This is a genomic window from Lactobacillus sp. A27 (assembly GCF_016742815.1).
Lineage (GTDB): Bacteria > Bacillota > Bacilli > Lactobacillales > Lactobacillaceae > Lactobacillus > Lactobacillus gallinarum.
Genome location: NZ_JAEHNT010000126.1, coordinates 1 through 16,101, shown reverse-complemented (window position 1 = coordinate 16,101; position 16,101 = coordinate 1). Strand labels below are relative to the sequence as shown.

Genomic DNA, 16,101 nt, shown 5'->3' with positions numbered 1-16,101 from the left:
TATTCTTAACCTCCATTAAATTGATGAGATTAGAATACCTGAAAAATACGGACTAAAAAAGATACTCGGTTATATGACGCTTACCTTACTTCCATTCTGTTGTCGACCTCAACCTCAATCTAAGTATAAGAAAAAAGGTAGATAAAATGGTCAACGCTTAATCACTCTATCTACCTTTATTAATTTAATAAATAATGAAACTGTTTAAACATCTATGCCTTAGCTAAATCTAACTTAGGATCAATTTGATTCATAATCCAAAGGAATGGCTTTTCAGTATTCTTACCTTCAAATGGCTTACCAGTCTTATTATGACCTAATGCACTACAAGTGAAGTACTGTACTTTCTTAAATTTCTCATCAGCTTCTCTAACAAAATTGCCTTCTCCGTTTTCAACCAAGAAGTTCTTACATACAGCATTTTTAGCATCATTAATATTCTTACAATCTTTATGAGATTTCATATAATTCTCTGCTGCTGCATCCCCAATTTCATCAGATAAGCCAGGAATATCACCTTTGTTAATTACAACAGCCAGGTTTTTCTTTAACACATCACTAGGTTTTAATCCAAATAAAACTTGCAAGTTGCTTAACATGATATCAAAAATATCATCAAAATCTTTTGTACTTGCACCATAATCCTCAGGATTAACCTTATCAATTACTTTCATATTATAATCAGGAATAGTTAACGGATCAATTAAGAATACAAAGCCATCGGCATAACTAAAGGCGTTATTATGTTGAATTGTTCCACTATCAGAAAACATTTCACCAGAAATATCATCAATATAAAGACGTCTACCTACTTTACTATTAGGCAATTTAATCATCAATTGACACGCAGTAAGTGCATCTTCATCAGTCTTATTAGGTACTATTCCCTTTTTAAAGTTACTAATAACAGTGTTATATTGCTTATACTCAGTATCCGAAATAAAGTCCATATTCCAGCCCAGCTTAGGAGCAACATTGTTAACCATATTATCAATAGCCATATTAATTAAACAGGTCTTACCTACAGCTGGACCACCAATTACAGGTATTGTAAGTTGTCTACTTGCAGTATCACCTTTTAGTGGACGCTTACATACTGGACAAAGTGCATCTAAATTATTTCTACCATTGAAAAATGTAGTAGGTAATTTTTCACCACATTGACATGTTCTGTGTAAGATACCATATTTACCTGGAACTAGATTCGTATGTGATACACCACATTTAGGGCAAACATAAATAGGTAGCAAAAAGTGTGCCTGACAATCTGGATATGGACATGCATTAGAAATTTTATGAATGTACATATAGAATCTATCTACTAACCAAACCACTGTAAACATCAAATATACAACTAAGAAAGCTGCAAATAATATTACAATGTGCAAAGCTGAAGTCATAGCAGTAACAATAGTCCCAAAAATTGCAATACAAATTAAAGAAGTTAATGCTAACCCACCACGAAAAGAGAAAAACTTATTTGCTTTTCTTTTAGCATTTTGCTCTGCAATCGATTGTCTATTTAAAGCCCATGCTTCTTTAATAGTATTCCATAAATCACTATATCCTTTTCCAAAGAAATAGCTGACTTGAGCAGGCTGTGCCTCTTTTTTACTCATTTTTACTCCTCATTCTACTTTCTACTTCGATTATTATCTATAACATTATCTTTAAATGCTAAAATATAATTTCTAATTGAGTAATAACTTCCTACCCCTGCACCTGCTAAACAAATTACAACGACCAAAAAGCCGATTATATACATTAACAGATAGAGTATAACTATTCCTGCAGCAAGGGCTAAACAACCGCAGCCCCAAGAATCATCTTCATTATCGCCCATTCTTAACTCCTGTTATGTTTTTTATGCCACTTTCGGCTTTCTATTACTGTCTATTACATTATGCTTAAATGCTAGAATGTAATTCTTAATTGAATAGTAACCACCTATAATTGCGCCTAAACCAGCAACAATAATAATCATAAAGTAAAGAATAATAAAAGCTATGAATATGATGGCAAAGATAATGCTAAGCACTGTTCCTTCTTCATTGCCACGTTTCAATTCTTTATCTATTTCATCCTGAAAATTACCCATTTTTGTTTTCCTCCATAAGATTTATCTTCTAAAGAATCTGCCCACTTTATCTGTGAAACTTTCCTTTTCCAAAGCCTTTTCAAAGAACTTAGTATCTATATTAGGTGGTAACTTCACTTCTGTTTTTCTTTCTACTTTACTAAATTCTTCTGGCTTAAGTTTCTTCAGATAATGATTAAAGTCAGGTGTATATTTCTCTACTACTTCATCTTCATTTAAAATAATGGCCAAACACGTATATACTAAAAGATCCATCCATCTGGCTTCACTTACTTTCTTGATGATTTTAAGATCATCAGTATATTGTTTGTAAAAGTATTTTTCATATGTGTCTGAACTAAACTTGTTAAACAAAGCAACAAGTTCTTTTTCTGAAGATACATATCCAAGAAAACGTGCCAGAAATTCATTTAAATAGCTTCTATAATCTTTCTTATCTAGTAAGCTTACATAATCAGGAAATCTGATAATTAATTTGCTAAAATCCTCATTATGTTTAACTAGATCCAAAGTATTTTTGGATATAGCAACTATATAAATCTTAGGGAATGTTTCTCCTATCTTAGCTGTCTGAATTATATCTCCCATCTTATATAAATCATCAGTATCGATAGAAAGAAGTGCATTGACATCTTCTGACTCAAATATAGATAATATATCGTTTATTCTTGAATATTTGACTAAAAACGAAATATCTATTTTATGTAATATTTCTAGTGCATCCTTATCAGTGATATCACCATTTAAATATGCATCTAAAATATTACTTAGATCAAGATCTTTTCCTTTGCCAAAATATTCTTTGTGGTTGTCATAAAAGTCCCAAAAGGCTTCTGATTTGTTAGATGCTTTTTGAATATATTGACTTTCTATGTTTACAGCCAATTGCATTGTACTACCGTTTAACATCAGTGTGTTTAGAATTGATTGAGCATGATCATTATCACTGCTACTTAACCAATCACCTAAACGTGTAGCAAAATCACTCTTATTGTTGGCAAATTGGTAAACTGTATTAATTATATAAGATTCTAACTTAACATCATTCTTACATAATTTCAGAATTTGCTCTAAGCAATCAATTGCATTTTCTTCTTGAGCCAGATTTTGTAAACAGATATCTAACAGTTCACTTAATTCATTTTCAACTGTACCATCAATAACAAATTCATTAAGTATAAAACTACTAAACCATATATTTAGATTAATATTAGGATTATCCTTTAAATATACTTTTTCACGATCTTGTTCTTCTGGAGAAACAAAGTATGTCTTTATCTCATCAAATGAAACAGGTAATTCAGATTTAATTTGGTTAACTAATTCATTTGCTGACTCAATACCATTTTCTTCAATTAATCTTGAAATTAAATCGAAGAAAATACTGTGTAATGAATATGCCATATAACCAGCATATTTATACAAATATTTCATCAAAATATTTACATCATTAAGGTTAATCGTTTCAATATTATCCTTGATAAGATTCAACACATTTCTTGCAATTTCAGTATTTTGCTCATCATTTATATTGTTATAAGCAAACTCCAAAATAGGCTTTAATTCATTATAGTTTAGTTTCTTATACTTATTTAGTTTAAATAAGCTGTATAAGTAAACTAAATTATAATCAAATTTTGAATAGCCGACTGCATCTAGGAAATCTCCAAATTCATAGATTGTGTCCATTCCTAATGAATAGTCTTCTGTTAAATCACGTGCAATATCTAAAGTTTCGATATCTTTAGTTGTAATGTGGTTTACACAATCCATTATAATTTGATTTGAATTGTTCGTATTAGTAGCATAATCGAATTCATCATTATCCGATCTTACACCCAGTAAATCAATTTCAATTGGTGATCCATTCAAACCTTTTTCTACAAACCTACTTGGCTCATAAACATAAGAAGAGAAATAAATATGCTTAGCAACTGATACTGAAAATAGCTTTTGAATAATAGCAATCCAAAGAATAATATTTTCCCTAGTATCGTTTAAATAAAAAGGCACATTTTCTTTTCTAGATTCAAGTACTGCTGAAATGAAATATTCTACTTCTTTTTGATGGTCATTAACAAAATCAATAACCACATCATCAGTAACTATGTTCCCTACTTCCTCAATATCAATAACGGGTAATGGAGGAACAGGACTACTTGCGTTAAGCTCTTCATCAGTCATTGAATTTTTCATAAAGTTTTCGCCGAAAAATTCAACTGGATATTGATCCAAATCTTCTTCATCAAGAACTAAAGCATAAATTAGATAGTTACCATATCTGTTAGAATAGTCTTTTCCTAAATATGTAGCTAAAGAAATACATACTCGACCACTATTTAACCTGAAATATGCAAAATTATAAGGAAAGTCTGCAGTTATTTCTTCTTGGGTTGGCGTAGGTGATAAAGAAAGCGGTGGAACATACTTCATCACTTTCTTAATATCATCAACTTCCGAATCCGATATATCTTGTGATTTTGAATAAACCATATACCCCTTATTAGGAGAATCTCCATTTTTCCAAGAAGTATATATTAATTGTGATGCCTTCATCTTTAACTTATTCCTATTTATGTTATTTCGTAGGAATAATCTTCCTTTCTGCTAATAACCAAAGAAATGGATCAGCTACACGAAATGGTCTAAATTTTGGAATGACATTATTAGTATCAGGATTACTACCTAAAGCACTCAATCCAAAGAAGCCGAAATTATTAAAGTTTACACTTACTAATTGGTATAATTCTTGACCCATCCATGCATCAACTAAACTTTGCATTTCATCATTTTCATCTGAAAAGTCATTCTTAGAGAAATAACCATCAGAAATGTGTTCTGAGTCATTATGTAAACAACTTGAAGGATCAAGTAAATCTTGAACCGCATCAATTTTGGTAAATGCGATAGCTACCGGAATATCTATCTTCTTAGTATCTGGTAAATGTTGTTCTTGACGAACTACTTCAATGGTTCTGTTTAAAACTTCTGTAACATCTGTATTTTCTTCTGGTAAACGAACTTTGCCTTGAAGCTTATTACGTACATTAGGTAATTGCAATGGATCAAGTAATAAAATAATGCCAGAAGCATGAGCCAAATATCTGTTGAAAGTTAACATTGAACTTTCAGAATCCAAGTTTTCACCAGCTGTATCGTAGAAAGTTAATGAAATAGATTCAGAAGAAGTCTTTGAGCCAAACATTTTCTTAAAGAAACCATTTTTCTTTAAGAAGGTAAGTGAATAAATTAAAGGATCTACATCACCAGCATCTGAACCCTTAACACATGTCTTGTGACGATACAATGGATTATAGAAATCATTTCTATATCTATTAATAGTCTTGTCACCACATGCCATTAAAGAACAGTTGAACGATCTACCAATTTCATTCTTTAATTCATTAATTAAAACTGCAACGTAGTTACTCTTACCACATTCCTTTGCTCCAATAATAGCAATTGGATAAGTATTGGTATTTTCAATGTTATTTGGTAATTCAAAACCACACTTAGGACAAACTCTAGTCATAACCGGTTGACCACACTTGTCACAAACCGGATTCTTTAAATCAGCTGGTTTAAAAGGAGTATGACTTTTTTGTCTTGGACATGGATTTGATCTACTTATATTGGTACAAATGTATTCAACATCATTTGTATCTTGTTCGGTAAAACACCGAGGACACACATATTTAGACATTGATAAAATCCTCTCTAAATTTTACTTCCACCATTATTTTGAATCTTATACTTACTATAGTTTTGATCATTTAAGAAAAAGATTTTTAATCTACTACCCTTTCTTAATTGCGGTACTTTGACTTCAAAACGATAAGAGTTATTTATTTCTACCTTATCAGATTCAAAAATAATATTACCGTCGTCTCTCTTAAGAGGAATAGTAGGGTATTTAGAAACAATGACAAATTTTGGAAATACAAAATGTCCTTTTGAATTAATTTCTACTGTTAATTTGCTGGACTTAGAGAATAGACCTGCTTTTTTATATTTAAAGCTGTAATAAACATCTCTTTGAGGTTCATTATCAATTAGATACTTTACACCTTCAGAGAAGATCTTCTTTCCATCTTCATCTTCAAAATATGTATAGATCTTGGCATAAATTGTTCCCAAAGGTGGATCAGAAATTAATATTCCTGCATTTTCATCATATTGCTTGATATTGCAATCAATTACTCTAGCAGCTGGATCAGATGGATCCTTAGGATAATCATCGGTTCGATAAATCAACATTGCCTTATTAATATTTTTAGGCCAGTCAAAACTTACATAAATTTCAGAATTTGACTTGTTGAAATCAGAAAAGATATTTTTAACTTTAGGAACATTAGAAACAGCAACTGGTTTACTCAAAATGACATTAGTTGCACTAATGACTGCTGGGATAATGTAACATTGACCAATAAAGTTTAATGTAAATGTACCATCCGTATCATCTACAATATTTAAATTGATCTTATCAAACTTCTTTTGTAAATCTGACAGTGTATAAATTTCACCAACAGCATATTCAGGTTTCTTGTCTGACTTTAATAAAATGACGTCCCACTCGGTTTTCTTCCAGCTTGCTTTAAAATTACCATTTGAATATGTAACCTTAAAGTCTTCTAATGGCTTAACCGGCTTTTGTGGTACAGCCGCTATAACCACAGGAGCTGCTGCAACAGTTTGCGCATTTACTATGTGGTTGGCAATTATCTTTATCCAGTAGCGTTTCCCGTTAATCAAATTATCAAGTTTAGCACCGTCTAAACGATTAGACCCTACAACCGTGTATTGATCATCAGATTGAGGTTGTGTTTCACCTTTGTATACCAGAAGCTTAACATCACTAACTGTTGATGGACAATTCCAAGATAAATTGATTATTCCATCTGAACCAATTGCTTTAACATCGCTAACCGAATCAACTACAATCACAGGTTGACTTAACCGGAGCATTGGTGATAAGACACCGGCTCTGCTTACATATAAACCATAATAAACCGGTACAGCCTTAGTAACAGACGTATCCGTATAAGTGAGCTCTTGTCCTTTATAAACTACGTTATCGGTAGCACTGTTAGGGTAAGCATTCTCTCTTCTTACAAGGATGTATTCCACATTACCTTGAGAAGGACTAGCAGACCACTTGATAGTAACAGCGTCATTTCTTGTTTTAGCATCAATTTTATCTGGAACTTTTGGTGGATATTTTTTTAGAGCATTATTTAATGCAGAACTATCTTTAATAGATTCTGATAATCCCATTAAGGCAGTAAAGGCTTGATCAGAATTCATAGATGAAATCTGTGATATCTTATTTTCCGCCTCAGATATAGCTTGTGATACTTGGTTTATGGTACTTTGACTAATTTGATAACCATCATTTTGTGCCTTAGCAATTAAGTCATTGGCTTTGTAATAGTTCTTCTGACTGATTGCAGCTGAGATACTATTAGAAATCGCATCGAAACCATTTCTAAAATCTCTAATCATCTTTTCGATTGGGGCAATATCAGGATGGTTAGGCCAATCTATCTTGGCTTCTTCTATTAACTTAGAAGCATTAGCATAGTCTTTAGCTCCGATAGCCTTTTTAGCTTGGTCAATTTTTGCATTAACTGCATCAATCTTAGTCAAATCAAAGCCACATTGAGTACATTTCTTTGTGGCATTGTCATTTTTAGCACCACAACGTGGACAAGTAATTATTAATTGCTTGCCACATTTCTTGCAGACAGTAGCATTAGCTGGGTTCTCAGTTTTACATTGACCACAAACAATTGTGCTATCACCAAGTTTATATCCCATATATTTACAGTAATTCTGCAAATATACTGATGCTTGAGATAAATTTAATTTATCTTTATATTCTTCAAGTGCATCACTTAAAAGACTAGCTTTCATTTTAGGATTGATAACTCGCTGATTAATGCCAGCTGCATCATCAATTTCGGCATTGAACTTAGTATATCTAGTTAAGCGCAGGTAATTATCATATTTTTGTTTACTTACCTGATCTTTAAAGATTTCTTTAGCTTGTGCTGCAAGTGTCTGTTTAACGGAATCTAAGTCACTTTTTTCCCCTTTGTTCAGTAACTTCTGACGCAAATTATCAGCAGCTTGATACATCTGCTCAGCCGAAGATGACGGAGATAAATTAAAGAAAGCGTAGAAATTTGAAGTAGGCTGGCCTAAATCCTTAAAAGATTTTTGAATATTCTTAGCCAACTCTACCTCTAAAACAGCACCAATTTCTTCATTTTCTTGACTGTTTTTTAATTTATTAAACTTCTCCTTAATTTCTTCTTCAGTAAATCCATAAGGAACAAAGTCTCGCTTCAGTCTTTTTAAGTCACGCGGACTTAACTTATCTCCTTTGGAAACATAAAGTGCAAGTTTAGTATTTAATTCTGATTTTTTCTGATTTTTTATTTGTCTGGCATTATCCGCTTCCTGTGCTCTTTGAGCCGGATCAAGCATAACTTTCTTGATTTCTCCAACCATCTTAATGTAACGAGCAGCATCCTTCATAAACGGATTATTTGCCTGTGCAGACCATTCTTGCTTTTTCTTTTTAATAGCTGCTTGAATAGTTGCGTTATCATCTACAGGTGGATCAAAGGGTAATCCTAATAAGATATAGAAATTTTCTCTTTCCATGGTTCCATCTTCTTAAAGATTAATCGACACTTGAGTCATTACTTCTGCGGATAGCGTTAGATACTTCATCTTGAGACATTGCATTCTTAGTTTGGAATGTAGCATCAATCTTCTTACCAGTCATTGCTTCTTCAGCATGAACAGATAATAAACCTTCGTTATCCAACTTAAAGGTAACCTTAATTTCAGTAGTGTGAGGAGTATTAGGTGCTAATGTTAATTCAGCTTTACCTACTTCTTTACCCATATCCATATCAATTTGTTCATCTGATGATAAACTTTCATATACTTGTAAAAGTACTGTTTGTTGATTATCTTGCATAGGATAGAATGTTTGAGTATTGTTTGCTGGCAATTCGTCATTCTTTAAAATAATATTGGCAATCTTTTGTGTATTAGCATCAACATAAGTTACCATACCGAAACTACGGCTTGAAACATTGACGATCTTTTGTGCACCACCAAGCATTAAGTGACTTTCACCTGGTGTAGTAGTAATGTTAGCCTTCTTAGCTTCTTCAGCAATGTCTGACTTACCACTATCAATGTTTTCCTTTACTTCGTCGGCATCTTTACCAGTAGCATCAGCAATCTTTTGAATCATCTCATTGTACTTTTGCATATTGTTTGCGTAGATTGCCGCACCCTTAGCAACAGCTTCATCTGGGTCAAACATCTTAATGTCCATATTAAATTCTTGCTTTAATCTGTTGCGAACTTGTGGCATCTTTGAAGAACCACCAACAAGCAAAATTTCAGAAATGTCTGATTGCTTAACGCCCTTCTTTTCAGCTTCCTTGAAGATGTCCTTAGTGTAGTCGACAGTTCTATCAAGTAAGTCCTTAGTCTTAGCTTCGAAATCTTCACGAGTCAAAACAACACGAGCGTGATTACCATCATAGTTAACTGGAACTGGAGCTTTTGGCTTAGCTGAAAGCAACTTCTTTGCTCTTTCAGCTTGAACAGATAATTGTTGTAAAGTTTCTGGATCACTTAAGATTTCATCATCTGTACCGGTTTGTGCTTGGTATTCTCCTTGAAGGTACATTAAGATACGGTCGTCCCAATCCTTACCACCTAAGTTCTTATCACCACCGGTACAAATAACCTTAATTTGACCAGGTTTAATGTTAATAACAGTTACATCAAAAGTACCACCACCAAGGTCATAAACAAGAACATTCTTTTCTTGTTCAGCTTCAGTTACACCGTAGTCAATAGCTGCGGCTGTTGGTTCATTAATAATAGATAGAACATTCAACCCAGCAATCTTACCAGCTGTTTCGGTAGCTTTTCTTTCAGCAATACCAAAGTAGGCAGGACAAGTGATAACAACGTCTTTGATGTCTTCACCATCATCAAGCTTGCCTTCCATTGATAATTCATCTTTGGCATCGTTAACTAACTTCTTAAGAATATAACTTGATATATCTTCTGGCTTATAGTCAACATCATTAATGTTTAAGCTATAGTCTTCTTCACCCATGTGTCTCTTGATGAAACTAACAACTTGATTAGGGTAAAGTTCTGCACTTTCCTTTGCGATAGAACCAACGTGGACATCCTTAGGTGTTTCAAAGTGAACAACTGATGGAGTAGTCAATTCACCTTCTGAGTTCTTTAAAACAACTGGCTTATTATCTTCATCGATATAAGCAATACATGAATAGGTAGTACCTAAGTCAATACCAAAAATCTTTTTCATTCTTTTTTCCTCACTTTTTACAATTAGTTTAATAACTACACAGACATTATAATTTTAATTAATCTTCTTTGGAAGGTGATTTTTCAGGTTGATACTTATAAATATTTACATTCTCTCGGCGAAGAACCTGACCATTATCCTTTTCGTACCCTACAACGCCCTTAGAAGCTACTTTATTATTAAGCTCTTTCTTATCAGTAGTAACCTTACCAATTACACGTTGCTTCTTAGGATCAAATTCATCATCTTCAACAGTATATGGTTCAATCCCTTGTCTAAAAAGAATATCTTCTAATTCATCAGAAATACCTTGGAATTGATTTAGTAGTTTAATGTAATTTTCTTTTGTAGGTTCACTATCTTTATAAGCATCAATAACTTGTTTAGTATTATCACTTAGCAAAATAACATCCATAGCCATATCATCGATCATCTTATCAATAGAACCTTGTTGATACTTGACAAGCTCAGCATGCATCTTATCGAAAAGTTGATCTTTGTGCTTGTCATTTGCTATTTTCTGATTAAACAAGTCTTTTAATTCAGACATTTGTCTTGACAAGATTGTACCAACCGTTTCTTTTTTAACTTTTTTATTTGATGCTTCTGGTTTTGCCTCCTTTTTAGTAGTAGCTTTTTGTTCTTGAGAGTCTACTTGCTTACTTGTTGTATCTTTTTCTTCTTTATCCATATTTATACCTCTACTTTCTTGGTAATCCATTCTTTAAATCTTTCAAAGCTTGTTCTGGATCTTCCTTTAAATAAATCAAATAATTGTAAGCACCAATTTCTGTGAGATAAGTTTTTTCATAAATATCTTGAGCTGAATAACCTTCAACCTTATAGCAATCATTAGAAGGTACAAATTTATCATTTAATGCAAAATATTTGACTTCATTTAAAACATGAAAATCATACTTTAAATCATTCCATATATCCTTGGCATCAAATTTAGAAATGCTATACTTCTTTTGCAAGAAATTACATACATATTCTTCAGATGTTTGTATCACTTGTTTACTAATATTTATGGTTACATATCCCAAACTGTGCAATCTTTCAAGTACCTCTTGATAAAACTCATCAAATATTTTATTTTCGGACAATTCCTCATACATAATATCTACATTATTTCTATCTCCAACTTCATAAATTATCCATGCATCTTTTCTTTTATATACTCCTAAAAAATAACTAACCGGTCTGTACTCATCAATTACGATCTGATAGTCTTCTAGCTTTATACCATACTCATGCATTTTTTTTAAGAATTCATTTTTAAGCATATTTTTCTCCACTTCCATTATTTACTCGATTTAAAACTCCCAACTCTACTAAAGAGCCAACACTAAGCGGTGTATTGTATTGCGGTGCACCTCCTTCATATCCATGTAATGGTGCCGCTACCCCCATAACTCCATATTTACAATCTGTAATATTATAGGATTGTGCATCTTTTTGGAACTTTTTATATTTAGAAATATAGTTAGCTATAGTATATTTATCCAAAGTCTTATTGCCGGATACTTTTATTAACTCTTTCACTTGATTTAAACTTATTTGATTAATGAGTTTTTCTTTATGGTTTCTATCATTTTTATCTTCAGGATCCCACTTAATTTTAGAAGAAATATTATCTATGGTATCCATAACTTGTTTAAATTTTACCTTATTTAGTTCATACTCATGTACTGCCGAAGAATTTTCAATATAACCAACAGACAATTTAGCAAGTGGCGGTATATGCCCATCAGGATCGTTAGGATGATTTCTATCATATGTTAAATTAGAGCCCCATTCGGAACCTTGCCTCCAGAAATATATTGGCATTTTTTCTATATTTCCCGCTTCTGGTTCTGGCAAACCATTAATATTTTTGCAGAACTTTCGTGTATATAATCCTAAAGAGCCTCTTCCCCAATCTATATATTCATTCAATCCATTACTAAATAATACTTCATCATCCCCATTTTTATCTTTAATTGTAAATTTCTTTTTTAGCTCTTCATTATTTAATATATCTTTTTTAATTTCATCAATATTTTTTCCTCTTTGCATAGCATTATATATATATACTAATACTCCACTTTGCACAGTTTTATACAATCTATTTGTATCAATCATAGAAGCGGCTCTAGAATCTGCAAGCACATTTTCATCGTGTAACAAGCTACTGGATCTAGAACTCTTTCTCATTAATCCAAACATATTTCTTCTGTCTTCAATATCTGTTTTCAAAAACTTTTTTAAATCTTCTTTTGTTTTTACATTTTTTAAGTTTTCAAGATCTGTTAAATACATTAAATGATCGCATATATTTTCAGGCTTAGAATCTATTTTCTTTATATACTTCTCAAGATCTTTTTTTAACGTTCCCTTTAAGTTATTAAAGAGTGCCTGTGTATAAAACTTTATTTCACTTGTTTTTTTATTTTCTAACCGACTACAAAACTTATTTGCATATTCCCTAGCATCCCGTTCACTCGCTTGCCTTCTATAAGCCTTATAACTAATCGAAGCTTTAGGATGCCCCAGATCTGACTTAAGTTTTCTTGCTTTATCAGATGTAGAGTTATTTTGCCATGCATACCTCATTTCATGAGCCAATGTATCTATAGTTTCTATACCATCAGTCAAATGAGTTGTATTCAAATAAATAACATTATTCTTTGAGTCATACTTTCCATAAACTGAATCATCATTAGCATGATAAGTTTCTAATTTAGGCATTTCTTTAAGATCAAGATCTTTACCAATTACACTAGTAAGATTACCGATTACAGCCTCAATCTCATTCTTCTCTTTCTCAGATAACTTATCCCAATTGGCATTCTTAAAATCATTCAATCTCTGGATCTTTGCACGCAAATCATTAATATTAGTTTCTGATACTTTTATTTTTCGTTCGTCTCTGTACCTACGATTATTTTGGAATCTATTTGATGATCTACGTTGGCTATGTAATATATTTTGCAAAATTTCAAATGGTGCTTTTACAGCAGTAACTATCTTTCCTTTAATATCTCGTTTATTCGCTACTCTCAGTTCATTAATTCTTTCAAAATTTCTATGATTAGGAGTTTCTTTAGGACCAGACAATAGAAGTCGAGGAGCATCATTTTCAACTTCGTTTACTTCTTTATTCTTTTGATCTGCTGAAGGAACATCTTTTTGTCCTCGTTTAGTTTCCTTCACATTATCTACATTTGATGACTTTTTAGTTTCTTTTGCTTTATCTAAAGATTTTTTGTTTTTCTCTACATTATTTTTTGGTGTCTTAAATTTACTATCTTTTGCTTGTTCATCATCACCTGGATTTTTTTCTTTTTCTAATTTAGATGATGCTTTTTTATCAGTAGATTCAGTCGTATTTATATCTTTAGATTTTCCAGATACATTTTTCTTCTCTACGTTTTCCTTTTCTTTTGCTTGATCTACATTATCTTCGGGCTTTTTCGAATCTTCCGATGCTTCTTTATTAGGTATCTTTTCTACCCGTGTTTCTTTTTGTGAATCTTTTGATTCAAGATTTCTTTCAATTTGGTTTTGTCGAGTATTCTCCGCCTCTTGTTTCTTGGAGACTTCTTCTACACTATTAGCCTTAGATTTTTCTGTTGATTTATCCAGATTCTTATGTTTAGCGTCAGATTTTTTGTCTTTATCAGGATCTTCCTTTTCTTTTTGATCTTCTAACTCTTTCTTCTTTTCTGCTTCTGATTCTTGAATCTCACCTAAATCTTTAGGATCTTGAGTATCCTCATCCTTTTCTACATTCTTTTGCTCTTCCGGATGAATATCTTTATATTCTGGAGTAACCTGAATATCGCCATCGTCACCAGAATCATCACCAGTATCGCTATTATTTGCCTTCTTCTTTGCTTGTTTCTTATCTACTGATTCTTGTTCATTATTTTTTTCATCTGATTCAGAAGTTTCATTTACTTTATAAGCTGAGCCATCTACAGCATCTTGAGCTGATTTATTAGGATTATCTACTTGTGCATTATCATTCTTATTTTCTAAATTAGCTTCTGATTCTTTATTATTAACGTCATTCTTTTCCGCATTATTTGTTTTTTTATTTTCATTAGAATCATTATCTAAATTCTTTTGAGAATCAGGATTATTTACATCACCATCAGAGTTATCTTCAGTATTTTGTTCTACTTGTTTTTTCTCTGATTGTTTTTCTACATCAGAGTCATTCGTCTCTTTTTCAGAAGCTTCATTAACCCTATCAGCTTTTGACTCGTTAGTTTCTTCATTAGAAATATCTGACTTATTATCAATATTCTTATCATTTAAATTATCTGAATCTTCATTTTTAGTTTCATCTTTTTCGTCAGATACCTCTACATTTTCTTTATTTGGATGAATATCTTCTTCTCTTGGATGAGTCGATGCATCTCCACTATCACCAGAACCACCTTCTGTTCCGTCATCTTTCTTCTTTTTTTCAAGGTCATCTTCTGAAGTCTCATCTGCTTTATCTACATCTTGAGTATCAGTTCTTTCTTCTGGATGTTCTTTTACTTCATCTTTTTCTGAAGTTTGTTCATTTGTCGCATCTGATGACTCATTTTCTTCAGATGTTTCTACTTCTTTTTTATCTGGATGAATATCTTCTTCTCTCGGATGAGTCGATGCGTCTCCGCTATCACTAGAGTCGCCTTCCGTTCCGTTATCTTTCTTCTTTTTTTCAAGGTCATCTTCTGAAGTCTCATCTGCTTTATTCACATCTTGAGTATTAGATTCTTCTGGTTGATCTTTTACTTCATCTTTTTCTGAAGTTTGTTCATTTGCTGCATCTGATGATTCATCTTCATCTAGATTTTCTTCTGGTTTGCCATTATTTTCTGAAGCATCAGCAGGGAAATCTGTTTGTTTGGCGTTATCCGGATCATCTTCTTCAAATGCTTCTACTTCTTCCTTATCTGGATGAATATCTTCTTCTCTCGGATGAGTCGATGCATCTCCACTATCACCAGAATCGCCTTCTGTTCCGTTATCTTTCTTCTTTTCAGGGTCATCCTCTGAAGTCTCATCTGCTTCATCTACATCCTGAATATCAGATTTTTCCGCATCTGCTTTAGAGACATCATCATTGTCTTCCATATCTGAAGTGTCTAATTGATCTTCAGTAGATTCATTAGTTTCATTGCTATCATCAGACACATTCTCTGGCGTATCGTCTGGTGCATCTGTATCAATATCCTCGGGACTATCTGATCCATTTACTTCAGTACTTGAAGCATCAGATGCATTGTCATTAGTTTCATCTAAATTATCTGAATCGTCTTCTTGAGTTTCTTTTGTTTCCTCGTCTGACTCATCTGTATCATTCAACTGAGGATTAATATCTTGTTCCCTTGGACGAGTCGAAGCATCACCATTTTCTCCAGAATCATCACTATTTTTCTTTTCAGTATTATCTATTGTTGAATCATCATTTTCTGGATTTTTCTCCTCTTGATCAATTTCAGACGATTCATTAGGCGTATCCGTTTCTTCATCTAGTTCATCATCGGCTACAGTTTCGTCCGGCTCGTCTGGAACCTCTTGATCAGTTTCAGGAGTTTCGTCCGGTGTATCTTCTGTTTCTTCATCTAGATCATCATCGGCTGAAGCT

The 16,101-nt window shown here is 32.5% G+C and carries 10 protein-coding genes; all 10 read right to left on the bottom strand.

Annotated elements, in window-relative coordinates:
• Positions 1–212 precede the first annotated feature (212 nt).
• Entirely contained in the window at positions 213–1,619 is a 1,407-nt protein-coding gene (locus tag JEM49_RS10295) for a TRAFAC clade GTPase domain-containing protein (protein ID WP_201874942.1), read from the bottom strand.
• 14 nt (positions 1,620–1,633) lie between these two features.
• On the bottom strand, positions 1,634–1,843 hold the full coding sequence (locus JEM49_RS10290; RefSeq protein ID WP_201874940.1) for a hypothetical protein: 210 nt from the start codon (positions 1,841–1,843) through the stop codon (positions 1,634–1,636).
• 21 nt (positions 1,844–1,864) lie between these two features.
• Complete coding sequence (locus tag JEM49_RS10285) at positions 1,865–2,098, bottom strand: hypothetical protein (protein ID WP_201874939.1); 234 nt, start codon at positions 2,096–2,098, stop codon at positions 1,865–1,867.
• A 21-nt stretch (positions 2,099–2,119) separates the two neighbouring features.
• Positions 2,120–4,654 carry a GAP1-N2 domain-containing protein gene (locus tag JEM49_RS10280; protein ID WP_201874937.1) on the bottom strand — a complete coding sequence of 845 codons (2,535 nt, stop codon included), beginning with the start codon at positions 4,652–4,654 and terminating at the stop codon, positions 2,120–2,122.
• Between the two features lie 22 nt (positions 4,655–4,676).
• Positions 4,677–5,801 (bottom strand): hypothetical protein, encoded by a 1,125-nt coding sequence (locus tag JEM49_RS10275; RefSeq protein WP_201874935.1) that lies wholly within the window; start codon positions 5,799–5,801, stop codon positions 4,677–4,679.
• Positions 5,802–5,815: 14 nt separating this feature from the next.
• Positions 5,816–8,767, bottom strand: a complete 2,952-nt coding sequence (locus tag JEM49_RS10270; RefSeq protein WP_201874934.1) for a zinc ribbon domain-containing protein — start codon at positions 8,765–8,767, stop codon at positions 5,816–5,818.
• A gap of 19 nt (positions 8,768–8,786) precedes the next feature.
• Entirely contained in the window at positions 8,787–10,472 is a 1,686-nt protein-coding gene (locus JEM49_RS10265) for an Hsp70 family protein (RefSeq protein ID WP_201874932.1), read from the bottom strand.
• Positions 10,473–10,530: 58 nt separating this feature from the next.
• Complete coding sequence (gene grpE, locus JEM49_RS10260; RefSeq protein ID WP_201874930.1) at positions 10,531–11,163, bottom strand: nucleotide exchange factor GrpE; 633 nt, start codon at positions 11,161–11,163, stop codon at positions 10,531–10,533.
• 10 nt (positions 11,164–11,173) lie between these two features.
• The gene (locus JEM49_RS10255; RefSeq protein ID WP_201874928.1) at positions 11,174–11,758 is read right to left on the bottom strand and encodes a hypothetical protein; all 585 of its coding nucleotides are present in this window, start codon (positions 11,756–11,758) and stop codon (positions 11,174–11,176) included.
• Positions 11,751–16,101, bottom strand: a 4,351-nt coding sequence (locus JEM49_RS10250) for a hypothetical protein (RefSeq protein WP_201874925.1), incomplete at its 5' end; no start/stop codon positions are given. The genes JEM49_RS10250 and JEM49_RS10255, both read right to left, overlap by 8 nt.

What these genes read in the sequence shown, in the direction of transcription:
- JEM49_RS10295 (WP_201874942.1), bottom strand. Translation starts at nt 1,619, where the DNA reads ATGAGTAAAAAAGAGGCACAGCCTGCTCAAGTCAGCTATTTCTTTGGA.
- JEM49_RS10290 (WP_201874940.1), bottom strand. Translation starts at nt 1,843, where the DNA reads ATGGGCGATAATGAAGATGATTCTTGGGGCTGCGGTTGTTTAGCCCTT.
- JEM49_RS10285 (WP_201874939.1), bottom strand. Translation starts at nt 2,098, where the DNA reads ATGGGTAATTTTCAGGATGAAATAGATAAAGAATTGAAACGTGGCAAT.
- JEM49_RS10280 (WP_201874937.1), bottom strand. Translation starts at nt 4,654, where the DNA reads ATGAAGGCATCACAATTAATATATACTTCTTGGAAAAATGGAGATTCT.
- JEM49_RS10275 (WP_201874935.1), bottom strand. Translation starts at nt 5,801, where the DNA reads ATGTCTAAATATGTGTGTCCTCGGTGTTTTACCGAACAAGATACAAAT.
- JEM49_RS10270 (WP_201874934.1), bottom strand. Translation starts at nt 8,767, where the DNA reads ATGGAAAGAGAAAATTTCTATATCTTATTAGGATTACCCTTTGATCCA.
- JEM49_RS10265 (WP_201874932.1), bottom strand. Translation starts at nt 10,472, where the DNA reads ATGAAAAAGATTTTTGGTATTGACTTAGGTACTACCTATTCATGTATT.
- grpE (WP_201874930.1), bottom strand. Translation starts at nt 11,163, where the DNA reads ATGGATAAAGAAGAAAAAGATACAACAAGTAAGCAAGTAGACTCTCAA.
- JEM49_RS10255 (WP_201874928.1), bottom strand. Translation starts at nt 11,758, where the DNA reads ATGCTTAAAAATGAATTCTTAAAAAAAATGCATGAGTATGGTATAAAG.